Origin of the sequence: Streptomyces sp. NBC_00075 (genome assembly GCF_045041225.1) — a bacterium.
GTDB classification, from domain to species: Bacteria; Actinomycetota; Actinomycetes; order Streptomycetales; family Streptomycetaceae; genus Streptomyces; species Streptomyces adonidis.
This window is the reverse complement of record NZ_CP108243.1, coordinates 5,464,305-5,486,433: the sequence shown is the minus strand read 5'-3', so window position 1 is coordinate 5,486,433 and position 22,129 is coordinate 5,464,305. Positions and strand designations below refer to the sequence as shown.

The following is a 22,129-nucleotide window of genomic DNA, read 5'->3' as shown; positions in this document are numbered from 1 at the left end:
GTCCGCCCGGCACCCGTACCCAGGCTCCTTCCGGAGCCGCTCAGGGACCGGCTCCCGGACCGGAGGCTTGCGTGGAGGCTGTAGCGTGGCCGACGGAGACCGTGACAACACCGCGCGCACCGCGGGCAGAAACGACGGCGAGGACTGATGGCACAGCAGCGCGCTCAGGGCCCGTCCGACCCCGAGGCGGCAGGCGGCGGTATGTCAGACGCGCCTGAGTTGTGGGGCAACGGCGGACTGGTGGGGGACGGCCGGTACCGGCTCACCCACAGACTCGGCCGGGGCGGCATGGCGGAGGTGTTCGCCGCCGAGGACGTACGCCTCGGGCGCACCGTCGCGGTCAAACTGCTGCGCGCCGATCTCGCCGAGGACCCGATCTCCAAGGCCCGCTTCACCCGCGAGGCCCAGTCGGTGGCCGGGCTCAACCACCACGCGATCGTCGCCGTGTACGACTCCGGCGAGGACACGGTGTCCAACGGCGGCTTCACCGCGGGCGGCGCCCAGTCCGTCCCGTACATCGTGATGGAGATCGTCGAGGGGCGCACCATCCGTGACCTCCTCATCAACGCCGAGGCGCCCGGGCCCGAGCAGGCCCTGATCATCGTCTCCGGAGTGCTGGAAGCGCTTGCCTATTCGCACCAGCACGGCATCGTGCACCGTGACATCAAGCCCGCCAACGTGATCATCACGCACAACGGCGCCGTGAAGGTCATGGACTTCGGCATCGCCCGCGCCCTGCACGGGGCGTCCACGACGATGACACAGACCGGCATGGTCATGGGCACACCCCAGTACCTCTCCCCCGAGCAGGCCCTCGGCAAGGCCGTCGACCACCGCTCGGACCTGTACGCGACCGGTTGTCTGTTGTATGAACTCCTGGCGCTGCGGCCCCCGTTCACGGGCGAGACCCCTCTCTCCGTGGTCTACCAGCACGTCCAGGACATTCCGGTGCCCCCGTCCGAGGTCTCGGACGCGGCGCCGCCGGAACTCGACGGGCTCGTCATGCGTTCCTTGGCCAAGGAACCCGACGACCGCTTCCAGACCGCCGAGGAGATGCGCGGGCTGATCCAGTACGGCTTGCAGATGCTGTACGACCAGGGCGGCCACACCGGCACCTGGAACACCGGGCCCGTCGACATGCACGACGGCCGGCACACCCCCTCGGGCGGCTTCGCCGGCACGACGGTGATGAACCAGCACCCGGGCGACCACTCCGGGACCACCCAGATCCCCCAGCCGATCCTCCCCGCCGGGTACGGCGGCGGGGACGACGGCGGTTTCGAGGGGCACGGCAACCGGGGCGGCGGCCGGGGCAAGCTGTGGATACTGGCGTTCTTCGCGGTGATCGCCATCGCGGCGGGCGTCGCTCTCGCCCTACAGGGCGGCACCGGCGACGGCGGCAGTACCGGCACCTCCGAGTCTCCGACCACCTCGCAGACCGCGACGAACGACGACTCCACGGCGAGTCCGAGCGACGAGGTCTCCGAGGAGACGTCGAGCGTCGAGACGGACGACGGCAGCGGCTCGGACGGAGAGTCCCAGTGGACGCCGTCGGCCACCCCGTCGTACACGCCGTCCGTGACCCCCTCCTCCCAGCCGTCGAGCACACCGTCGGACGTGGAGACGAGTGCGCAGCCGACGAACACGGCGACGCAGGCGACGAACACGGCGACTCCCTCGGAGGAGGAGACCGGCGACACCGGTGAGGAAGACGGCGGTACCGAGGGCGGCACCACCCCGTAATCAGCCCCCACGCGCGCGTGCGGCCCGAAGAGGGCTCCACGCGCGCGTGCCTTTTCGTACTCCGCGGGCGTCAGTCCGTGAACGCCCCGCACACCGCGTCGTACTCGCGCGTCCACCACACCGCGAGCGCCGAGGCGGCCGGGAACTGGGAGTCGGCGCGGGTGTCCCCCCGCTCGTAGTGCCAGCGCAGCATCCAGAAGTCGTTGAGCCGCTCCCACCACACCCGGTGCACGGCGGCGGCCAGCTCGGAGGGCGTCGCCCCGGCCGTACGCCGGTACGCGCGCGCGTACGCCCGTGTCTTGGCCAGGTCGAGCGTGCCGGCGGGCCGTACGAAGAAGATCGCGGCGGCACGTACGGCCTCCTCCGCGCGCGGCTGCACACCGAGCCGGTCCCAGTCGACGATCGCGGCGGGCGCGTCCCCCTTGTAGAGCAGGTTGAACGGGTGAAAGTCCCCGTGCACCCACCCCACCGAGCCCCCCGGCGGCGGCCGCCGGTCAGCGTGCTGCTCCAGCAGCGCCCGCCGCTCCAGCAGCCGGTAGCGGGCCAACTCGTCGAAGGCGTCGGTGGGGCGGTGGCGCCGGACCTGGGCGAGGAGGTCGTCGATGAGCGCGAAGGTGTCGGCGGGGTCGGCGGAGGGGGCGTGCGGGGGGTCGGTGGGGGCGTGGGAATCGGCTGGGTGGTGGGCGTCGGCTGCGCGCGTGTGCTGGACGAAGCCAACGGCGGGAGCCGGGCCCGGGGCTGCCGGGGAGGGGCACGGGGAGGGGGACTTCGCGGAGGCTCCAGCTCCGGTGGCGGGGGTCGCGGTGGTGGTGGCCCGGTTCCGGCCGGTCGCCGGGCATCGGGCATCGGGGCCGTCCCCGTGCAGGTCGCCGGGTTCGCCCCGGTCCAGGTCGGCGAGGAGGTCCTGGTTTCGGCCGGCGTGGCCCTCCCAATGCCGGCCTGCGGGGTCGGCCCAGTGCCGACCGACGGGCCCGGCCCAGTGTCGGCCGCTGGTTGGGTGCCGACTCCGTCCGATGGGTCCGTCCCAGGCCTCGCTGGTCGGGCTGTCCTGGTGCTGGTCTGCGGGGTCGGCTTGGTTTCGGCCTGCGGTTGCGTCCCAGTTCCGGGGGATGGGGCTGCCCCAGTTCCCGCTGTCGGGGGCGGCTTGGTCTCGGCTTGCGGATCCGTGCCGGTGCCGGTCGGCGACGAGGCCTTGAGGTCGGCGGGCCGGGCCGTCCCAGTCCTGGTGGGTGGGGGCGCCGTGGTTCCGGCCGGCGCGGCCGTCCCGGTGCGGGGCGGCGGGTCCGCTTCGGTCCCGGTCGGCGAGGAGGCCCTGGTTCCGGTCGGTGGATCCGTTCCGGTCGCCCGGGCCGCCCTGGTTCTGGTCGGCGGAGCCGCCCTGCCGGGGTGCGATTCCCTGGTGGGTGGGGTCGGTGTGGCCGGCCGTTCCCGCTCGTCGGCCTGCCTCCGTCCGTGGGGAGAGGCTGACCTGTACCGCGGCCGGCTCGCGGTCGGCGGACGCCCTCGGCGCCGGGACGCCCCGGTTCCGTCCGGTGCCCTCGGGACCGACCCGCGTCGGCATCACGCGTTCCAGGCTTGCGTGGACCACGCCCAGGAGCGCGCCCAGGCGGCCGCACTGGACCGTGGTCAGCTGGCCGCCGTGGCGGTGGCGGCCGTCGATCCAGGGGTGCAGGGCGTAGGCGTGGCCGCCGACGACGGCGACCGTGCGGCCGTCGCGGCCCGGCAGCGGCGGGGCCACCGGTACGCCGAGATCCGCGAGGCGCTGGGTCGCCCGGTGCTGGCGGGCGATCGCGGCGGGGTCGGCGGTCTCGGGGTCGAAGTGGTGCTTCAGGAAGTAGTCGCCGCGCGTGGTGGCGAGCCGGTAGCCGCGGTTCAGCAGCCCCTGGTCGACGGGGTCGCAGGTCAGCGCGGACCCGGCGGAGTACTGGCGGAGGAGGGCGCCCAGAGGGGGAGCGTGGGGCACAAGGGGTGGTACAGATGAGCGCGGCACGCGCCAGATGCTAGGGCACGAGCCGGGCGCGTGAGCGGGGCGCTTGTCACAGGCAGTCACAGGTGACCGTGGGCTGTCACGGGCAGTCGGTTTCGATCACGGAGTGCACAGTGGCGAACTGGGGTTCGACCCGTAGATAGACGGGGTCGAAGGGCACGCCGTCCACCGAGCGCGGTGCGGGCCCGAACCGGTCGAGTTCGGCGGGGGTCGGCTCCACGGCCGCGCACTCCCCGACGACCTGCACGGACCACGACCGCCGGTTGCGGGCCGACGGCACGTCCGCGCCGTACGCGACGACACCGCCCACACACGCCCGGTGGTACCCGTGCCCCCTGTGCAGACGCAGCAGGACCCGGCCGTCCACGACGATGTGCCGGGCGGACGCCAGGAAGGGCAGCGCGCGCATGCTGGTCGCGACCCGGCCGTGCTCGACGCGGCCGAGGAGGTCGGCGGCGCGCTGGTCGTCCTGCTCGTGCTGTTCCTCGGTCGGCATGCACTCACTGTGGGCGACGGACAAACGGGCACACCAGGGGCGCTCGCCCCGAGAAGAGAGGCCTTAGGTCCCGATTCGGGCGCCCCGGAGGGCCCAAGACCTCAGAAGCCCCGGGTCTGCCCCTGTCGCTCCGCCTGCATCCGTGCCACGTACGCCGCCGCCTGCGCGCGCCGCTGCATGCCCAGCTTGGACAGCAGCCCCGACACATAGTTCTTGATCGTCTTCTCGGCGAGGTGCAGCCGTTCGCCGATCGCCCGGTTGGTGAGCCCCTCGCCGATCAGGTCGAGGATCCTGCGCTCCTGGTCGGTCAGGTTCGCGAGCCGCTCGTCCCCCTGCACGCCCGTGGCTGCGCCGCCGCCGCTGCGCAGCCGCTCCAGGACGCGGGCCGTCGCGACCGGGTCGAGCAGGGACTTGCCGGCCGCCACGTCCCGTACGGCCGCCAGTAGTTCATGTCCGCGGATGGCCTTCAGGACGTACCCGGAGGCGCCCGCCATGATCGCGTCGAAGAGGGCCTCGTCGTCGGCGAACGACGTCAGCATCAGGCATTTGACGCCCGCGTCCCGGGAGCGGATCTCGCGGCACACCTCGACACCGCTGCCGTCCGGGAGCCGTACGTCCAGCACCGCCACGTCCGGGCGGGTGGCCGGAATCCTCACCAGCGCGTCGGCCGCCGTGCCGGCCTCGCCGACCACCACGATGTCGTCCTCGACCGAGAGCAGTTCATGGACCCCTCGGCGGACGACTTCATGGTCATCGAGGAGAAATACAGTGATTTTTCCGTCTTCGGACACGGGGACAGTCTCACATACCGACTCTTCCCGTGGCCTGGGTGCGCGGGATAACGTGCCGTTGTTCCGGCCCCCTGCAAGGCTGTGACCAGGGCCCCTTCCCGACTTGTTCAATTTACTTGGATTTCCAAGCAAAATCGCAGGTCAGGGGGGTTTCATAGAAATATGGCGCACTGGGTAACGTGATGCTTGCGGACGCTCGCCGGGACACCTGTCACGCCTGTTCCCGGCCGAGTGGCACCCACCCCGTGCACGGGTATCGGGAACAGGTGACCGCACTGGTTACCCGGCAACCCCGGGGCCGGACCGACGGAGGAGTACACGTGACCGTGGAGAGCACTGCCGCGCGCAAACCGCGACGCAGCGCCGGAAGCAAGACCGGTACCACCCGCACCACCGCGCAGAGCGCCGACGCACCGGCCGCCGACGCATCAGCCACGGCCGCGCAGCCCGCCACCGCCCCCGCGTCCAAGGCCACGGCCGCGAAGCGAGCCACCACCAAACGCGCCCCCGCCAAACGAGCCGTCCCCAAGAAGCGGGCCGCCGAGCCGGCCGCGACGGGCGCCGATCCGGACCTCGTCCAGCTGCTCACCCCCGAGGGCCGGCGCGTCAAGAACGCCGCCTACGACCCGTACGTCGCCGCCCTCACCCCCGACGACCTGCGCGGTCTGTACCGCGACATGGTGCTGACCCGCCGCTTCGACGCGGAGGCGACCGCCCTCCAGCGCCAGGGCGAGCTGGGCCTGTGGGCCTCGCTGCTCGGCCAGGAGGCCGCCCAGATCGGCTCCGGCCGCGCCACCCGCACCGACGACTACGTCTTCCCGACCTATCGCGAGCACGGTGTCGCCTGGTGCCGGGACATCGACCCGATCAACCTGCTCGGCATGTTCCGCGGGGTGAACCACGGCGGCTGGGACCCCAACAGCAACAACTTCCATCTCTATACGATCGTCATCGGCTCCCAGACCCTGCACGCCACCGGCTACGCCATGGGCGTGGCCAAGGACGGCGCCGACTCCGCGGTCGTCGCCTACTTCGGGGACGGCGCCTCCAGCCAGGGCGACGTCGCCGAGTCCTTCACCTTCGCCTCGGTCTACAACGCCCCCGTGGTGTTCTTCTGCCAGAACAACCAGTGGGCGATCTCCGAGCCGACCGAGCGCCAGACCCGCGTCCCGCTCTACCAGCGCGCGCAGGGCTACGGCTTCCCGGGCGTACGGGTGGACGGCAACGACGTCCTGGCCGTCCTCGCGGTGACGAAGTGGGCCCTGGAGCGGGCCCGCAGCGGCGAGGGCCCGACGCTCGTCGAGGCGTACACGTACCGCATGGGCGCCCACACCACCTCCGACGACCCGACCCGCTACCGGCACGACGACGAGCGGGCGGCCTGGGAGGCGAAGGACCCGATCGCCCGCCTTCGCACATATCTGGAGGCCTCAAACCACGCGGAAGAGGGATTTTTCGCGGAACTGGAGGCCGAGAGCGAGTCGTTGGGCAGGCGAGTGCGTGAAGCGGTCCGTGCCATGCCGGACCCGGACCACTTCGCGATCTTCGAGCACACCTACGCCGACGGGCACGCGCTCGTGGACGAGGAGCGGGCCCAGTTCGCCGCCTACCAGGCGTCGTTCGCAGATGTGGAGGGGGCGTGATCATGGCGGCAGAGACAGTGGCTTCGACGAACGCGGCGGCGAAGACCGTGACGGCCAAGAGCATGGCCCTGGCCAAGGCGATCAACGAATCGCTGCGCAAGGCCCTGGAGTCGGACCCCAAGGTCCTGATCATGGGTGAGGACGTCGGCAAGCTCGGCGGGGTCTTCCGGGTCACCGACGGTCTACAGAAGGACTTCGGCGAGGAGCGCGTCATCGACACCCCGCTCGCCGAGTCCGGCATCGTCGGCACGGCCATCGGCCTCGCCCTGCGCGGCTACCGCCCGGTCGTGGAGATCCAGTTCGACGGCTTCGTCTTCCCGGCGTACGACCAGATCGTCACCCAGCTCGCGAAGATGCACGCGCGCGCGTTGGGCAAGATCAAGCTCCCCGTCGTCATCCGCATCCCGTACGGCGGCGGCATCGGCGCGGTCGAGCACCACTCGGAGTCCCCGGAGGCGCTCTTCGCGCATGTGGCCGGCCTCAAGGTGGTGTCCCCGTCCAACGCGTCGGACGCGTACTGGATGATGCAGCAGGCCATCCAGAGCGACGACCCGGTGATCTTCTTCGAGCCGAAGCGGCGCTACTGGGACAAGGCCGAGGTCAATGTCGAGGCCATCCCGGGCCCGCTGCACAAGGCCCAGGTGGTCCGTGAGGGCACCGACCTCACCCTCGCCGCCTACGGCCCGATGGTGAAGCTGTGCCTGGAGGTCGCGAACGCTGCGGCCGAGGAGGGCCGGTCCCTGGAGGTCCTCGACCTGCGGTCGGTCTCCCCTCTCGACTTCGACTCCGTCCAGGCCTCGGTCGAGAAGACCCGCCGCCTGGTCGTGGTGCACGAGGCACCGGTGTTCTTCGGCTCGGGCGCGGAGATCGCCGCCCGGATCACGGAACGCTGCTTCTACCACCTGGAGGCACCGGTGCTCAGGGTCGGCGGCTATCACGCCCCGTACCCGCCGGCCCGCCTGGAGGAGGAGTACCTACCGAGCCTGGACCGGGTGCTCGACGCCGTCGACCGCTCGCTGGCGTACTGAGGAGAGGGACGTGACGACGATGACTGACGCGTCCGTTCGCGAGTTCAAGATGCCCGACGTGGGCGAGGGACTCACCGAGGCCGAGATCCTCAAGTGGTATGTCCAGCCGGGCGACACGGTCACCGACGGCCAGGTGGTGTGCGAGGTCGAGACCGCCAAGGCGGCCGTCGAACTGCCCATCCCGTACGACGGGGTGGTCCGCGCACTCCACTTCCCCGAGGGCACGACGGTCGACGTGGGTACGTCGATCATCGCGGTGGATGTCGGGGGTGGTGGTGGCGGAGCCGCGGCGGAGACCGGGACTCCGGTTGTCGCCGAAGCCCCCGAGGAGGCGAAGCCCCCGGCCCGGCAGCCGGTGCTCGTCGGCTACGGCGTGGCCGTGTCCTCGACCAAGCGCCGTCCCCGCAAGGGTGCCGACGTCCCGGCCCAGGAGGTCGCTGCGGCGGTCCAGCAGGAGCTGAACGGCCACAGCACTGTCAACGGCCTGGCCGGTCCGGCCGCGGGAGCCGTCCGTCCGCTGGCGAAGCCGCCGGTGCGCAAGCTCGCCAAGGATCTCGGGGTCGACCTGACGACGGTGACCCCGTCGGGCCCCGACGGCGTCATCACGCGCGAGGACGTCCACGCGGCGGTGGCCCCGCCGACCCCCGAGCCGGTGCGCACCACGCCGGTCGCGGCCCCGGCAGCGACCGTTCCGGTGACCACGTACGACGGCACGCGGGAGACGCGCGTCCCGGTCAGGGGCGTACGGAAGGCGACCGCGCTGGCGATGGTCGGCTCGGCGTTCACAGCGCCGCATGTCACGGAGTTCGTGACGGTGGACGTGACGCGCACGCTGAAGCTGGTCGAGGAGCTGAAGCAGGACAAGGAGATGGAGGGGGTGCGGGTGAATCCGCTGCTCCTCATCGCCAAGGCCCTGCTGGTCGCGATCAGGCGCAACCCGGACGTCAACGCGTCCTGGGACGAGGCGAACCAGGAGATCGTGCTCAAGCACTACGTCAACCTGGGCATCGCGGCGGCCACCCCGCGCGGTCTGATCGTGCCGAACATCAAGGACGCCCACGAGAAGACGCTCCCGCAACTGGCGGCGGCGCTCGCCGAGTTGGTGTCCACGGCGCGGGACGGCAAGACCTCTCCCGGGGCGATGCAGGGCGGCACGGTGACGATCACCAACGTCGGCGTCTTCGGCGTCGACACGGGCACGCCGATCCTCCCGCCCGGCGAGTCCGCGATCCTCGCGGTCGGCGCGATCAGGCTCCAGCCGTGGGTCCACAAGGGCAAGGTCAAGCCGCGCCAGGTCACCACACTGGCGCTGAGCTTCGACCACCGCCTGGTGGACGGGGAGCTGGGGTCCAAGGTGCTGGCGGACGTGGCGGCGATCCTGGAACAGCCGAAGAAGCTCATCACCTGGGCGTGACCCGGGCACAGCAGAGAGGGCCTGCCGCGCTCAGCGCGGCAGGCCCCCTTTTTTTTCAACTGCTGAGCGTCAGCCCAGGCGCGCGAAGCCGTAGTTCATCAGCTTCTTCGCGTCCGCCGTGCGGGTGGCGACCGACGTGGAGGCGAGGACCGTGCCGATGACCGTCTTGCCGTTGCGGGTCGCGGCGAAGACCAGGCAGTACTTGGCCTGCGGGCCGGAGCCGGTCTTGATGCCGATGGTGCCGGAGTAGCCCGACAGCAGCGGCTTGTTGGTGTTCTCCCAGGCCATCCAGCGGGTGCCACCGGTCTTGGTGGTGACCTTCTCCTTGAAGTTCTGCGTCTTCACTATCGTGCGGAAGGCGCCGCTCTTCATGGCGTTGCTGGCGAGCTTCGTCAGGTCGCGCGGCGTCGAGTAGTTCGAGCCGTTGCCGATGCCGTCGAAGCTGTCGAACTTGGTGTTCGTCATGCCCAGGCTCCGGGCGGTGCTGTTCATCTTGCCGATGAACGACTTGACCCGGGCGGCACGCGTCGAGCCGGTGCCGAACTTGTCCGCGAGCGCGTACGCGGCGTCGCAGCCCGAGGGCAGCATCAGCCCGTACAGCAGCTGGCGGACGGTGACCTTGTCGCCGACGATCAGCCGGGCCGAGGAGGCGTTGTTGGCGACGATGTAGTCGCTGTACGCCTTCTGGATCGTGACCTTGGCGTTGAGGTTCAGGTTCGCCTGTGCCAGTACGACCTTCGCCGTCATTATCTTCGTGGTGGAACCGGTGGACAGCTTGTTGTTCGGGAGCTTCCCGTACAGGATCTGGCCGTTGGCGTTGTTCATCAGGTAGCCGCCCTTGGCGGCGATGGTCGGAACGGCTACAGCGGCCTGCGCGGGCGCCGCGGTGAGCGCTCCGGTCGCGAGCACGGCGCCGGTGGTGACCACGACGGCTGCGGCTCTGCGGAAACGGATGCCCTGGATGCCGGTTATCAACTTCAATACCCCGATTACGTCTGAATCGTCCGAATGCCCCTGGAGAGCGGCCGAGTTGGCCGAGTCGTCGGCGGAACGCCGCTCTCGTGTGACTCGTAACTAGCACAGTTGGTTGTGCGCGTGCTGAGGCGGGTTCCCCGATTTTCCCTTTCTGGGGGACGCCGTATGGCGGTTCGTGGTTCCCGCGACCCTTCCGGAGATTGAACTGCTCTCCGTGCGGCGACGTCACGCCCCGACCGGGGATCGGCCGGAAGGATCGGTCCATATGGCGGACGGCCGCCCTCATGCGTACGTGTTGTATCTATGCTGTCGGCATGAGCAGCCTGGCCGTGCAGCACGTGAAGCAACCTCCCGCCGCCGACCGCGTCTACGCCCACGTCAAAGAGGGTGTCCTGGACCGCCGTTACGAGGGCGGGACGCTGCTCACCGAAGGCGAGCTGGCCGAGGCCGTCGGGGTCTCGCGCACCCCGGTGCGCGAGGCGCTGCTGCGTCTTGAGGCCGAGGGGCTGATCAAGCTCTACCCGAAGAAGGGCGCGCTCGTCCTGCCCGTCTCCGCGCAGGAGATCGCGGACGTCGTCGAGACCAGGCAGCTGGTCGAGGAGCACGCGATCCGCAAGGCGGTCCCCGCCTCGCCCCGGCTGATCGCCCGCCTCACCGAACTCCTCGAACGGCAGCGCGAACAGGCAGCCGCAGGCGACCTCGCGGGCGCGGCCGTGACCGACCGCTGCTTCCACGCCGAGATCGTCCGCAGCGGGGGCAACGAGATCCTCTCCCGGCTGTACGACCAACTCCGCGACCGGCAGCTGAGGATGGGCGTCGCCGTCATGCACGCCCACCCCGACCGCATCACCAAGACGCTCGTCGAGCACCAGGAGATCCTCGACGCGCTGCGCTCGGGCGATCCGGAGGCGGCGGTCGCGATCGTGCACCGGCACGTCAGCTGGTTCTCCAACCTGGCGCGGGGCGAGGTCCGATGAGTGACGGGGGTGCGGTGAAGAGCAGTTCCGGTTCCGGTTCGCTGCCCGGTGATCCTCCCCCAGAGGGGGGACCCCCAGGGGGGCGCCGGGCCGTCCTCGTCTGGTCGGTCGGCGTCTCCGTGTACTTCGTCGCCGTCATCTTCCGTACGTCCCTGGGGGTGGCCGGGCTCGACGCCGCCGACCGCTTCCACGTGGGCGCGTCCGCCCTGTCGACCTTCTCGATCCTCCAGCTGCTCGTCTACGCGGGCATGCAGATACCCGTCGGCCTGCTCGTCGACCGGCTCGGCACCAAGAAGGTGCTGGCCATCGGGGCGGTGCTGTTCACGGCCGGGCAGCTCGGGTTCGCCTTCTCGCCCTCGTACGGCACCGCTCTCGCCTCCCGGGCGCTGCTCGGGTGCGGTGACGCGATGACGTTCATCAGCGTGCTGCGGCTCGGGTCCCGCTGGTTCCCGGCGCGGCGCGGGCCGCTCGTCGCCCAGCTCGCGGGGCTGGCCGGGATGACGGGCAACCTCGTCTCGACGCTCGTCATCGCCCGGCTGCTGCACGGCATCGGCTGGACTGCGGCCTTCGCGGGCAGCGCGCTCGCGGGTGTGGTCGTGCTGGTGCTGATGCTCGTCTTCCTCAAGGACCACCCCGAGGGGCACGAACCGGAGCCGTTCCCGCATCAGGGGGCCGCTTACGTGCGCCGGCAGATCGCCGCCTCGTGGCGTGAACCCGGGACCCGGCTCGGCCTCTGGGTGCACTTCACCACGCAGTTCCCGGCGATGGTGTTCCTGCTGCTGTGGGGCCTGCCGTTCCTCGTCGAGGCACAGGGGCTCACGCGGGCGACGGCCGGCGAACTGCTCACGCTGGTCGTGCTGTCGAACATGGTGATCGGCCTGGTGTACGGCCAGATCGTCGCCCGGCACCACACGGCGCGGCTGCCGCTGGCGCTGGGCACGGTGGGCCTGACGGCGGTGACGTGGGCGGTGACGCTCGCCTACCCGGCGGTGTCCGGTGCCGAGCACGTCCCGATGTGGCTGCTGGTGGTGCTGTGCACGGTGCTCGGGGCTTGTGGGCCCGCGTCCATGCTCGGGTTCGACTTCGCGCGGCCCGCGAATCCGCCCGAGCGTCAGGGGACGGCGTCCGGGATCACCAACATGGGCGGGTTCGTCGCCTCGATGACGACGCTGTTCGCGGTCGGTGTGCTGCTCGACGCGACCGGGGACGACTACACGGTGGCGTTCTCGTTCGTGTTCCTGTTGCAGGGGGTCGGCGTCAGCCAGATTCTGCGGTTGCGGAAGCGGGCCGCTCTGCGGGAGTCGGAGCGGTTGGTGGCTAGTCGGGTGTCTACAGTGCACGTTCCGGTGTAGGTGGGCGGTGTTGGTGTGGGCGTCTCTGGGGGCTGCCGCCCCCAGGCCCCCGCTTCGGCCTGAACGGCCTCGTCCTCAAACGCCGGACGGGCTGAAGATGCGGGCCGGCGCTGAGAGGTGGCCGTCACGCTCGATGGGTGACCGCCAGCCCGACAGACTCAGGGCGTCACCGCGAAGTGGCGCAGGATTGCCGCCGTCAGGCCCGGGTCGCCCTCTGCCTTGATGCGGTCGGCCACCGACTCCGGGGTCACCCGGCCGCAGGCCAGGCGGAAGTAGGTCTCCCAGTCGAGGGCGAAGGTGGCGGCGGGGCCGAGGGCCGGGGACGTTTCGAGGGTGCCGCGGCCGTTGATGTCGACGCGGATCGTGCGCAGGAACTCGATGGGACCGTGCACGTCGAAGACGATCGCCGAACTGCGCGGCGCCCCCGCGTCCTTGGCGACGACCTTCGGCAGCGCGCTGAGCAGCATGTCCCGCGCGATGTGCGCGCCGGGGGAGTCGATGTTGCCGGGTACACCGAGAGCGGTCCGCAGATCCTGCTCGTGCACCCACACGTCGAACGCCCGGTTGCGCATCGCGACTTCGAGGGCGGTCTCACGGCCGTAGAGGCCGCGGATCTTCGCCCCCGGTTCCCGTGACTCGTTGCGCAGCTGGCGGTTGCGGCGAATGATCGTGTACTCCAGCTCCGACGTCATCTCGGGCGCCGTGTGGTGCCGCCGTACGTCGACCTGCATCTCCATGTAGCGCTGCTGCTCGTTCGTCACGTGGTAGAGGTCGCGCGGGAGCGTGTGGATGGGGCGTGGATCGCCCAGCATCTCGCACTCCAGGCCGATGACATGCGAGACGATGTCACGGACCGACCAGCCCGGGCACGGGGTCCGGCGGTTCCACTCGCCCTCCACGAGCGGCGTCACCAGCTCGGATATCGCTTCGATGGAGTGGGTCCAGGCGTCGGCGTAGGGCTGGAGAGTGGGATGCAGACTCACGGAACGGGACCCCTCGGCGGTCGGTGCGCGGGCAGTGGTGACGGCGTGTGACGTCGGGTGACGGCGGATGTCGACGGCTTTGTCGGTGGGTGCGAAGGCACGGACGGGATAGCGGGATTGCTGTCAGCGGGTGTCTTGGAACGTTAAGTTACGCTGCTGTGAGGCACCCCGGCAGTGCTTTCGTGTGACGATCGTAGGCCCGTGTGAACGGCTCGAATGTCAGGACGGTGGTAGTGTGCGCGCCTCGCTCATCCAGATCGGTGCAGAAGAGGGCGAATCGGTCGAATCGCGTCGGCGGCGTGTGGCGTCGCTGGTACGGGACGAGGCCGGTGCCGATCTCGTCGTACTGCCCGAGCTGTGGACGACGGGGGCTTTCGCGTACGAGCTGTTCGCGAGCGAGGCCGAGCCGTTGGACGGGCCGACGTACGAGGCCATGGCCAAGGCCGCGAGTGACGCGGGCGTGTGGCTGCATGCCGGCTCGATCCCGGAGCGGGACCCTGAGGGGCCGCTCTACAACACCTCCCTCGTGTTCTCGCCCGACGGCGAGCTGGCTGCGTCCTATCGCAAGATCCATCGGTTCGGTTTCGACAAGGGTGAGGCCGTGTTGATGGGGGCGGGCGCGGAGCTGGTGACCGTCCGGCTGCCTGGGACGACGGTTGGTGTCGCCACCTGTTACGACCTCAGGTTTCCTGAGTTGTTCCGTGGGCTTGTCGATGCGGGGGCCGAGACGATCGTGATCTCGGCGGGGTGGCCGGAGCGGAGGCGTTCGCACTGGACGTTGCTGGCTCAGGCTCGGGCGGTCGAGAACCAGGCGTTCGTTCTTGCTTGTGGAACGGCTGGGGAGCATGCGGGGGTTCCTCAGGCCGGTCACTCGATCGTGGTTGATCCGTGGGGTGAGGTGCTGGCGGAGGCGGGGGCCGGCGAGGAGGTTCTGCGGGTCGAGTTCGATCCCGCGAAGGTGGGGGAGACTCGGGAGGTGTTTCCGGCGCTGAAGGATCGGGTGCTGGGGCTGGGGGTTCCGGGGCGGGGTTGAGTTTTTCTCGCCCCCGCCGCCCTTACCCGTTCCCATCCCCTGGGGGCTGCGCCCCCAGACCCCCCTGGGTGGGGTGGGTGGGTGGGGAAAAATCGGCCTGAACGGCCTCGTCCTCAAACGCCGGACGGGCTGAAAGATCAGCCCCCGGACGGGCTCAAAGATCAGTCCTCTCCCCGTTCCTTCTCCGCCAGGTGGATCACGCATACCGCCACCGCGATCAGCAGGGCCGGGTCCGCGTCGTCCCGTACGACATCCACTCCGTAGGTCTCCCGGATGTGGAGCCAGCGGCGGGAGATCTGGGCCAACAGCTCGCCGTCGTAGTCGACTGCGAACTCGCGGTCGAGGATCTTGCCGCTGACGTCCAGTTCTGTGCCGTCCGCCAGGGACACCCTGTAGTGGTTGCGGAGCAGGGACAGGCGTTTGCGTTTGATGGTGGCCAGCTGGTCGCCGTCCCGTTCGATCACCATCGTGTCCCGCAGGGCGAACATCTTCTGGTGGATGTCGATCAGCACCCTGCCCTGCGTGTCCTTCAGCTCGAAGGTGTCCCGCAGGCGCATCGCCTTGCCGTCGACCAGATAGACCTTGTTGCCGTGCTGGTCCTCGATCCAGTAGTCGTCGCCGATGCCGAGCAGCCGGTCGCGTACGAGGAATCTCATGTACTCACCGGTTCCCCGTCACCGCCGCCGAAACGCCGTCGGTACGCCGATGGGCTGAGTCCGGTCTCGCGGCGGAGCCGGGCGCGCAGGTTCGCCGCCGTGCCCAGGCCGCTGCGTGCCGCCACGACGTCGAGGCGTTCCTCGCCGCGTTCGATCAGACGGCGGGCGAGGGTGACCCGCTCTCCTGTCAGCCAGGTCAGGGGTGTTGTGCCGAGTTGGGTGCGGAAGCGGCGGTGGAGGGTGGCCGGTGAGACCGACGCCCTGGATGCCAGGCCGGCCACTGTCAGGGGGTCCGCCAGGCGTTCCTGGGCCCAGGCCAGCAGAGGGCCGAGGGATTCGTCCGGTGTCGACGGCACCGGGCGCTCCACGAACTGGCGTTGCCCGCCGTCCCGGTGGGAGGCGAACACCAGACGTCGGGAGACCGCGTTGGCGATCTCGGCGCCATGGTCCGTACGCCAGATGTGCAGCCCCAGGTCCAGTGCGGCGGCGCTGCCGGCTGCGGTCAGGATGTCGCCGTCGTCCGTGAACAGGACGTCCGGTTCCAGGAGGACCCTGGGGTGCAGTTGCCTGAACGTGTCTGCCCATAGCCAGTGGGTCGTTGCCCGGCGGCCGTCCAGCAGGCCCGCCTCCGCCAGCGCGAAGCTTCCCGTGCACAGGCTCATGACGCGTGCCCCGCGCGCGTGGGTGCGTCGTACGGCGTCGAGCACGGCCTCGCCGCGCGGGACGACGTTGTCCGGGCGGCCCGGTACGACGAGGGTGTCGGCCTCGTCCGCCGCCTCCAGGCCCGTGACTCCGGTGAGGGTGAAGAAGCCGTGGTTGAGGCGTACTTCGGGGGTCGGGGCGCACACCGTGACCTCGTACAGCGGGCCCGGCAGCCCGAGTTCGGGGCGCGGCAGTCCGAACAGCTCGGTCGCTGCACCTACCTCGAACGGGTTCGTGCCCTCGTCGACGATCACGGCGACGCGGTGCGGGTGCCGTCCGGCAGCGGAATGAGAGGATCCTTGCGGCATGTGCGATTTCTAGCACTCGTACGCGAGGTGGTCACGTCTCACGATGGGGCCATGACATCCACCGAGCCCGTCTCCCTGCCCGCCGCCCTCAGCTCCTTCTCCGCCCTCTGGAGCCCCCGCATCCTCACCACGGTCAACGACTACGACGTACGCGTCGCCAAGGTCGAGGGCGAGCATGTCTGGCACGTGCATGACCGCACTGACGAGTTCTTCCTCGTTCTGGACGGTGAACTGCACATCGCCCTGCGGGAGTCGGAGTCGGGTGGTGAGCGCACGGTCGTGCTGCCCAAGGGCTCGGCCTTCACGGTCCCCCGTGGCATCGAGCACAAGCCCTACGCCCCGGTCCGTACCGAGATCCTCGTCATCGAACCCACCGGCACCCTGAGCGTGGGCGACCGTCACGACGACGTACCCGGTCATGTGGACGTCACGACAGGGCACGTTCTCTCGTCCTAGGGCGGTTCAGTACCGGCGGTCCTCGTCGATCACCGTCGTCGAGTTCGGCAGCAGGACCCGCCTGCGCCGGGCGACGCTGCGGAACACCAGGGCGCCGATCACCCCGACGATCATCAGGATGACGCCGACCAGGTCGAGGTTGACCCCCTCCATCTCCCAGCCGGTCGCGAAGGTGAGGATGGCTCCCACTGCGATGAGGATGATGCATCCGCCGAGACTCATGACTGTCGCCTCCCTGCCCGGTCCGGTAGTTCCGGATGGTCCGGTCGGTTCCGGGTGCCCGGCCCCGGGGCAGGTATGCGCGACTACCCCTCCAGGAACGCCACCAGCGCGTTCGCCAGCAGGTGCGGGTCGTCCGCGCCGCACAACTCCCGTGCGCTGTGCATCGACAGGATCGCCACCCCGATGTCGACGGTCTTGATGCCGTGCCGTGCCGCGGTGATCGGGCCGATCGTCGTGCCGCAGGGCATGGAGTTGTTGGAGACGAAGTTCTGGAACGGGACGCCGGCCTTGTCGCAGGCCGCGGCCCAGACCGCGCGGCCCGAACCGTCCGTGGCGTAGCGGTTGTTGACGTTGACCTTGAGGATGGGGCCGCCGTTGACGCGCGGGTGGTGCGTCGGGTCGTGCCGCTCCGCGTAGTTGGGGTGGACGGCGTGGCCCGTGTCGGAGGAGAGGCAGACGGTGCCGGCGAACGCCCGCGCCCGGTCCTCGTACGATCCGCCGCGCGCGAACACCGAACGCTCCAGCACGCTGCCGAGCAGCGGGCCGTCCGCGCCCGTGTCGCTCTGCGAGCCGTTCTCCTCGTGGTCGAAGGCCGCGAGCACCGGGATGCACGGGACCTCGCGGCCGCTCGTCGCCACGGACGTCAGGGCCGCTGTCGCCGCGTGCACGGACAGGAGGTTGTCCATGCGCGGGCCCGCGACCAGCTCCCGGTCGCGGCCCAGGTAGGCGGGCGGTTCGACGGAGTGGACCATCAGGTCCCAGCCGGTGACCTCGCCCGGCGCGAGCCCGGACTCCTCTTCGAGGAAGGCGATCAGGTCGCCCTCGCGGACGTCGTCCGACATGCCCCAGATGGGTTGCAGGTGGCGCTGCTTGTCGAGCTTCAGGCCGTCCGTGTTCACGGCGCGGTCGAGGTGGATGGCGAGCTGGGGGACTCGCAGGAGGGGGCGGTCGATGTTGACCAGGCGCGTGCTGCCGTCCCGGAGGGAGAGGCGGCCGGCCAGGCCGAGGTCGCGGTCGAGCCAGGAGTTGAGCAGCGGTCCGCCGTAGATCTCCACGGCGACCTGGCGCCAGCCGTGTCCGCCGAGGTCGGGCACCGGCTTGACCCGCAGGTTCGGGGAGTCGGTGTGGGCGCCGACGATCCGGAAGGGGGTGTGCGGCGCGGCGCCCTCGGGGACGTACCAGGCCACGATCGCGCCGCCGCGCACCACGTACTTGCCGCCGCTGCCCGTGGCGGAGGCCGCCGATGTCTCCGCGTCCCAGGCGTCCGTCTCCGCGACCTGGCGGAAGCCGGCCTTCTCCAGCCGCTCGGCGGTGTTCGCCACGGCGTGGTACGGCGACGGACTCGCCGCCAGGAAGGACATGAGGTCGTCGGTGTGGCCGCGGTCGAAGCGGTGGGGTGCGCTCATGGGTTCACCTTAACGACGTAATAGGGCCCGCTCCCTGGGATGGTGAGCGGGCTCTCGTAACGGGGGTGTGAAGGCCGGACAACTGGCTGGACATTCAGTTTTCGGACACCGGGTGGACCGTGGGGGTGTGTCCCGGTTCAGCAGGACGGCGGCCCGCCCCGGGGTGAACCCGGGTGCGGGCCGCCGTACTTGGCCTGCTGTACGTCCGTACGTGTGTGTGCGTGCGTGCGTACGAGAAGGGTGGGTCTAGAAGGCCGCCTCGTCCAGTTCCATCACGTCGAGGTCGACGCCGGCCGCGAGCCTGCGGGCGCCGGTGACGCCCGGGAGGACGTTCGCCGCGAAGAACTTCGCAGCCGCGATCTTGCCGGTGTAGAAGGGGACGTCCTTCGCGGATGCCGTCGGGAGCTTCTCGGCGGCCACGGCGGCGCCCTTGAGGAGCAGGTAGCCGACGACGACGTCGCCCGAGGCCATCAGCAGGCGGGTGGTGTTGAGGCCCACCTTGTAGATGTTCTTGACGTCCTGCTCGGTCGCCGCGAGGTCCGTCAGCATCAGGCCGACGATCGCCTCCAGCTCGACGGCCGCCTTGGCGAGCTGCTCGCGCGCCGCCGCCAGCTCCTCGCCGCCCGTGCCCGGTGCGAGGAACTTCTTGATGTCCTCGGCGAGGGAGTTGAGGGCCGCGCCCTGGTTGCGGACGATCTTCCGGAAGAAGAAGTCCTGGCCCTGGATCGCCGTCGTGCCCTCGTACAGGGTGTCGATCTTGGCGTCGCGGATGTACTGCTCGATCGGGTACTCCTGGAGGAACCCGGAGCCGCCGAAGGTCTGGAGCGACTGGGCGAGCTGCTCGTAGCCCTTCTCGGAGCCGTAGCCCTTCACGATCGGCAGGAGCAGGTCGTTCAGGGCCTCAAGCGCGGCGGTGTCCTCGCCTGCCGCCTCCTTGACCTGGATGTCGTCCTGGATCGAGGCGGTGTAGAGGACCAGCGCGCGCATGCCCTCCGCGTACGCCTTCTGCGTCATCAGCGAGCGGCGGACGTCCGGGTGGTGCGTGATGGTGACCTTGGGCGCCGTCTTGTCCATGAAGTTGGCGAGATCCGGACCCTGGACGCGCTCCTTGGCGTACTCCAGCGCGTTGAGGTAGCCGGTCGAGAGGGTGGAGATCGCCTTCGTGCCGACCATCATGCGGGCGAACTCGATGATCCGGAACATCTGGCGGATGCCGTCGTGCTTGTCACCGATCAGCCAGCCCTTGGCCGGGTGCCGGTCGCCGAAGGTCATCTCGCAGGTGTTGGACGCCTTGAGGCCCATCTTGTGCTCGACGTTCGTCGCGTACACGCCGTTGCGCTCGCCCAGCTCGCCGGTCTCGAAGTCGAAGAGGAACTTCGGTACGAGGAAGAGGGACAGCCCCTTGGTGCCGGGGCCGTGGCCCTCGGGACGGGCCAGGACGTAGTGGAGGATGTTCTCCTCCATGTCGTGCTCACCGGAGGTGATGAACCGCTTCACACCCTCGATGTGCCAGGAGCCGTCCTCCTGCTGGACCGCCTTGGTGCGCCCGGCGCCCACGTCCGAGCCGGCGTCCGGCTCGGTGAGCACCATGGTGGAGCCCCAGGTCTTGTCGACCGCGATCTGGGCGATCTTCTTCTGTACGTCGTTGCCCTCGTCGTAGAGGATCCCGGCGAACGCCGGCCCGGAGGCGTACATCCACACGGCCGGGTTCGCGCCGAGCAGCAGCTCCGCGTACGACCAGATCAGGGAGCGCGGAGCGGTGGTGCCGCCGATCTCCTCGGGCAGGCCGAGGCGCCAGTACTCCGAGTCCATGAAGGCCTTGTAGCTCTTCTTGAAGGACGCCGGGACGGGCGCGGTGTTCGTCTCGGGGTCGAAGACCGGCGGGGTGCGGTCGCCGTCCGTGAAGGACTCGGCCAGCTCGTTCTCCGCGAGGCGCGTCAGTTCCTCCAGGATGCTCTTGGCGGTGTCCGTGTCCATCTCCGCGAACGGACCCGTCCCGTACAGCTTGTCGCGCCCGAGGACCTCGAAGAGGTTGAACTCGATGTCGCGGAGATTCGACTTGTAGTGCCCCATGGCGACTGCTCCGTAGAGAGATCGGCGAGGCACTGACTCCTCGCGCCTAATACGCATACCAACTAGTAGCTTCTTCTCCACGATGATGCTACCCACCGGTAATAAGGCGCAACCCCAACCGGTCATCTGTGACGCGTTACGCGCACGAAGGCCGGTCGCGGCCAGGTGAATGGTCTAGACCGGGACGGTGAGGGTGGCCGTGTAGCCCTTGTCCACACTGCCTTCCACGGTCGCCAGCTGCTGGTCGTAGCCGTCGCTGAAGATGTTGTCCGTCTCCAGGGAGAGCTGGCCGAGGTTCTCCACGCTCCGGTCGTAGCCGTCCGTCGCGTACACCGTGTCGCAGACGTCCTTCGGGAACGCCAGCTGCGAGGTGTTCGTTATCGACGTGGCCGCGGTCGCGTCCTCCAGGTTGCCGTAGACCTCGAAGTGGATGTGCGGCCAGCGGCCCGTGTAGCAGGCCGGGAAGATGCTGGTGAAGGTGACCTGGCCCTTGTCGTCCGTCTCCTGGACGCCCCGCAGGTAGTTCTCCTCGGTGACACCCTCCGAGTAGAGGGAGTAGTTGCCCTCGCGGTCGCAGTGCCACAGATAGACGGCCGCGCCCACCTTGGGGGTCTCGCATCCGGAGGCCGCGTCGACGACCGTGAGCGTGATGGTGAGCGGCACGCCCTCGGCCTTGCCGCCCGCCGAGTTGCCGAAGCTGGACGTGATGTCGCTGCGGACGACTCCGCTCTCCTTGAGCACGTTCACGCCGTTCGAACCGTCGCCCGGATAGGGGCCGGCGGTCTCGTTCGGGATGGTCGCGCACTCGCCGGAGGAGGCGGTCGTCCCGCTGGAGCCGGCCGAGGTGTCGGAGGCTGCCGAGGACGTCGAGTCGTCGTCGGCGGCGCAGCCCACCAGCGGGACCAGGCTCGCGCCGGCCAGCAGCCGGATCATCCGGCGGCGGGCGAGGACGGGGAGGTCGTAGGAGAGGCCTCTGTCGTGCTCGTGGTCGTCGTGGTCGTGGTGCCCGTGTCCGTGTGCCTGTCCGCTCATGGCCGTCTCCCTTTTACCCGTACCCGGCCGGTGATTGCCCGGCCTTTGCCGCCGCCTGATGGTTTCTTTGTCGAGGCCGACGGTATGAGCGCCCACTGTGGGAAACCAGGGCCGAACCTGTGGACTCCCCATGGGACGTACCGGGCGGGCCGGGCGGAAGCGTCCTGGCGGCAGAAGCAGGGGACCGGGCCGCCCCGGTTCTCCCGCGCTCTCGGTACTCTTGCGCGCATGTACGGCTATGACCAGAACGCTGGTGCGCAGCAGCAGTACGCCCAGCCGCAGCAGCAGATGCCGGGCGGGTACGGCCAGCAGCCGCCGCTGTACCCCGAGCCGTCCCCGCCGTCCCTCGCGGACGCGGTGCGCGCCTTCACGACGGGCTCGATGTCGGCGGAGGACTTCCAGCAGGTCTTCGCCACGTCGAAGGTGTACTGCCCGCGCGGCGACAACCCCGGGTTCCTGGCCCTGCACAACACCCAGCAGCCGGTGATCCCCATGTTCACCTCCCTGAAGGAGCTGCGCCGCTACGCCGGCAAGGAGTCCAAGTACTTCGTGATCACCGGCGCCGAGGTCATCGACCTGCTGCCGACCGGCTACGGCTTCGTCGTGGACATGGAGGGCGAGCACCGCATGGTGTTCGACGCGAAGGCGGTCGAGCAGATGGTGGAGTTCGCGATGCGCAGGATGTACGGCTGAGGGTCGTCCCCCTGTCTTCCCGGGTGCTGTCTCCCCGGGCGCCGGAAATCTCCTGCCCCTGCCCCTGCCCCTGCCGGAAATCCCCTCCGCGTTTGTCACAGGCATGCCATAGGGTTCCTCCTGGCAGCCGCGCCCCACATGCCACCGCTTCCGGCGGTC

General features: G+C 69.8%; 20 protein-coding genes and 1 pseudogene. 9 read left to right on the top strand and 12 right to left on the bottom strand.

The genetic code is table 11. The annotated features are described in order from the left end of the window. Positions 1-144 precede the first annotated feature (144 nt). On the top strand, positions 145-1,743 hold the full coding sequence (locus tag OG787_RS23770; RefSeq protein ID WP_405540568.1) for a protein kinase domain-containing protein: 1,599 nt from the start codon (positions 145-147) through the stop codon (positions 1,741-1,743). Between the two features lie 70 nt (positions 1,744-1,813). On the opposite strand, the gene OG787_RS23765 is transcribed toward OG787_RS23770, so the two are convergent. From OG787_RS23765 to OG787_RS23750, 4 genes and pseudogenes are all read right to left on the bottom strand, one after another. After that, the gene (locus tag OG787_RS23765) at positions 1,814-2,854 is read right to left on the bottom strand and encodes a phosphotransferase (protein ID WP_405540567.1); all 1,041 of its coding nucleotides are present in this window, start codon (positions 2,852-2,854) and stop codon (positions 1,814-1,816) included. Between the two features lie 378 nt (positions 2,855-3,232). Next, positions 3,233-3,706, bottom strand: a pseudogene (locus OG787_RS23760) (phosphotransferase); the annotation flags it as partial. Between the two features lie 103 nt (positions 3,707-3,809). Then, positions 3,810-4,226, bottom strand: coding sequence for a pyridoxamine 5'-phosphate oxidase family protein (locus tag OG787_RS23755; protein WP_369029191.1), 417 nt, complete (start codon positions 4,224-4,226; stop codon positions 3,810-3,812). A 101-nt stretch (positions 4,227-4,327) separates the two neighbouring features. Further along, on the bottom strand, positions 4,328-5,017 hold the full coding sequence (locus OG787_RS23750; RefSeq protein WP_405536314.1) for a response regulator: 690 nt from the start codon (positions 5,015-5,017) through the stop codon (positions 4,328-4,330). A gap of 320 nt (positions 5,018-5,337) precedes the next feature. Here OG787_RS23750 and pdhA point away from each other — a divergent pair, with 320 nt between their 5' ends. Genes pdhA through OG787_RS23735 form a run of 3 tightly spaced genes read left to right on the top strand, consistent with a single transcriptional unit; the run spans position 5,338 to position 9,102 of the window. After that, entirely contained in the window at positions 5,338-6,660 is a 1,323-nt protein-coding gene (gene pdhA / locus OG787_RS23745; RefSeq protein WP_369029193.1) for a pyruvate dehydrogenase (acetyl-transferring) E1 component subunit alpha, read from the top strand. A gap of 2 nt (positions 6,661-6,662) precedes the next feature. Then, on the top strand, positions 6,663-7,688 hold the full coding sequence (locus OG787_RS23740) for an alpha-ketoacid dehydrogenase subunit beta (protein ID WP_369029194.1): 1,026 nt from the start codon (positions 6,663-6,665) through the stop codon (positions 7,686-7,688). Positions 7,689-7,698: 10 nt separating this feature from the next. Further along, complete coding sequence (locus tag OG787_RS23735) at positions 7,699-9,102, top strand: dihydrolipoamide acetyltransferase family protein (RefSeq protein WP_405536313.1); 1,404 nt, start codon at positions 7,699-7,701, stop codon at positions 9,100-9,102. Positions 9,103-9,171: 69 nt separating this feature from the next. Here OG787_RS23735 and OG787_RS23730 read toward each other — a convergent pair whose 3' ends face one another. Further along, positions 9,172-10,077, bottom strand: a complete 906-nt coding sequence (locus tag OG787_RS23730) for a D-alanyl-D-alanine carboxypeptidase family protein (RefSeq protein ID WP_405540566.1) — start codon at positions 10,075-10,077, stop codon at positions 9,172-9,174. Between the two features lie 314 nt (positions 10,078-10,391). Here OG787_RS23730 and OG787_RS23725 point away from each other — a divergent pair, with 314 nt between their 5' ends. Then, positions 10,392-11,054, top strand: a complete 663-nt coding sequence (locus OG787_RS23725) for a GntR family transcriptional regulator (protein ID WP_405536312.1) — start codon at positions 10,392-10,394, stop codon at positions 11,052-11,054. After that, entirely contained in the window at positions 11,051-12,406 is a 1,356-nt protein-coding gene (locus OG787_RS23720) for a nitrate/nitrite transporter (RefSeq protein WP_405536311.1), read from the top strand. The genes OG787_RS23725 and OG787_RS23720 overlap by 4 nt, the downstream gene beginning before the upstream one ends. Positions 12,407-12,564: 158 nt before the next feature. On the opposite strand, the gene OG787_RS23715 is transcribed toward OG787_RS23720, so the two are convergent. Continuing rightward, on the bottom strand, positions 12,565-13,389 hold the full coding sequence (locus OG787_RS23715) for a maleylpyruvate isomerase family mycothiol-dependent enzyme (RefSeq protein ID WP_369029198.1): 825 nt from the start codon (positions 13,387-13,389) through the stop codon (positions 12,565-12,567). Positions 13,390-13,624: 235 nt separating this feature from the next. Here OG787_RS23715 and OG787_RS23710 point away from each other — a divergent pair, with 235 nt between their 5' ends. Next, entirely contained in the window at positions 13,625-14,422 is a 798-nt protein-coding gene (locus OG787_RS23710) for a carbon-nitrogen family hydrolase (protein ID WP_369029199.1), read from the top strand. Between the two features lie 161 nt (positions 14,423-14,583). Here the strand turns inward: OG787_RS23710 and OG787_RS23705 are convergent, their stop codons facing one another. Next, positions 14,584-15,078, bottom strand: coding sequence for an LURP-one-related/scramblase family protein (locus OG787_RS23705; protein ID WP_369029200.1), 495 nt, complete (start codon positions 15,076-15,078; stop codon positions 14,584-14,586). After that, positions 15,075-16,088, bottom strand: coding sequence for a helix-turn-helix domain-containing protein (locus OG787_RS23700; protein WP_405536310.1), 1,014 nt, complete (start codon positions 16,086-16,088; stop codon positions 15,075-15,077). Before OG787_RS23700 ends, OG787_RS23705 begins: the two co-directional genes overlap by 4 nt. Before the next feature lie 51 nt (positions 16,089-16,139). Here OG787_RS23700 and OG787_RS23695 point away from each other — a divergent pair, with 51 nt between their 5' ends. Then, on the top strand, positions 16,140-16,544 hold the full coding sequence (locus OG787_RS23695) for a cupin domain-containing protein (protein WP_369029202.1): 405 nt from the start codon (positions 16,140-16,142) through the stop codon (positions 16,542-16,544). Positions 16,545-16,550: 6 nt separating this feature from the next. Here the strand turns inward: OG787_RS23695 and OG787_RS23690 are convergent, their stop codons facing one another. The 4 genes from OG787_RS23690 to OG787_RS23675 all read right to left on the bottom strand — a co-directional run bounded on the left by OG787_RS23690 (position 16,551) and on the right by OG787_RS23675 (position 21,277). After that, positions 16,551-16,766, bottom strand: coding sequence for a hypothetical protein (locus OG787_RS23690; protein ID WP_405536309.1), 216 nt, complete (start codon positions 16,764-16,766; stop codon positions 16,551-16,553). 83 nt (positions 16,767-16,849) lie between these two features. After that, complete coding sequence (locus tag OG787_RS23685; RefSeq protein WP_405536308.1) at positions 16,850-18,172, bottom strand: M18 family aminopeptidase; 1,323 nt, start codon at positions 18,170-18,172, stop codon at positions 16,850-16,852. Positions 18,173-18,418: 246 nt separating this feature from the next. Next, complete coding sequence (locus tag OG787_RS23680) at positions 18,419-20,245, bottom strand: acyl-CoA dehydrogenase (RefSeq protein ID WP_369029205.1); 1,827 nt, start codon at positions 20,243-20,245, stop codon at positions 18,419-18,421. 174 nt (positions 20,246-20,419) lie between these two features. Continuing rightward, entirely contained in the window at positions 20,420-21,277 is an 858-nt protein-coding gene (locus tag OG787_RS23675) for an intradiol ring-cleavage dioxygenase (RefSeq protein ID WP_405536307.1), read from the bottom strand. A gap of 228 nt (positions 21,278-21,505) precedes the next feature. Between OG787_RS23675 and OG787_RS23670 the strand changes: the two genes are divergently transcribed. Next, positions 21,506-21,970 carry an SseB family protein gene (locus OG787_RS23670; protein WP_235476750.1) on the top strand — a complete coding sequence of 155 codons (465 nt, stop codon included), beginning with the start codon at positions 21,506-21,508 and terminating at the stop codon, positions 21,968-21,970. The last annotated feature ends 159 nt before the right edge of the window (positions 21,971-22,129 follow it).

Coding starts and splice junctions, on each gene's coding strand:
- OG787_RS23720 (WP_405536311.1), top strand. CDS start 11,051: ATGAGTGACGGGGGTGCGGTGAAGAGCAGTTCCGGTTCCGGTTCGCTG.
- OG787_RS23695 (WP_369029202.1), top strand. CDS start 16,140: ATGACATCCACCGAGCCCGTCTCCCTGCCCGCCGCCCTCAGCTCCTTC.
- OG787_RS23690 (WP_405536309.1), bottom strand. CDS start 16,766: ATGAGTCTCGGCGGATGCATCATCCTCATCGCAGTGGGAGCCATCCTC.
- OG787_RS23740 (WP_369029194.1), top strand. CDS start 6,663: ATGGCGGCAGAGACAGTGGCTTCGACGAACGCGGCGGCGAAGACCGTG.
- OG787_RS23680 (WP_369029205.1), bottom strand. CDS start 20,245: ATGGGGCACTACAAGTCGAATCTCCGCGACATCGAGTTCAACCTCTTC.
- OG787_RS23700 (WP_405536310.1), bottom strand. CDS start 16,088: ATGCCGCAAGGATCCTCTCATTCCGCTGCCGGACGGCACCCGCACCGC.
- OG787_RS23705 (WP_369029200.1), bottom strand. CDS start 15,078: ATGAGATTCCTCGTACGCGACCGGCTGCTCGGCATCGGCGACGACTAC.
- OG787_RS23725 (WP_405536312.1), top strand. CDS start 10,392: ATGAGCAGCCTGGCCGTGCAGCACGTGAAGCAACCTCCCGCCGCCGAC.
- OG787_RS23755 (WP_369029191.1), bottom strand. CDS start 4,226: ATGCCGACCGAGGAACAGCACGAGCAGGACGACCAGCGCGCCGCCGAC.
- OG787_RS23685 (WP_405536308.1), bottom strand. CDS start 18,172: ATGAGCGCACCCCACCGCTTCGACCGCGGCCACACCGACGACCTCATG.
- OG787_RS23670 (WP_235476750.1), top strand. CDS start 21,506: ATGTACGGCTATGACCAGAACGCTGGTGCGCAGCAGCAGTACGCCCAG.
- OG787_RS23675 (WP_405536307.1), bottom strand. CDS start 21,277: ATGAGCGGACAGGCACACGGACACGGGCACCACGACCACGACGACCAC.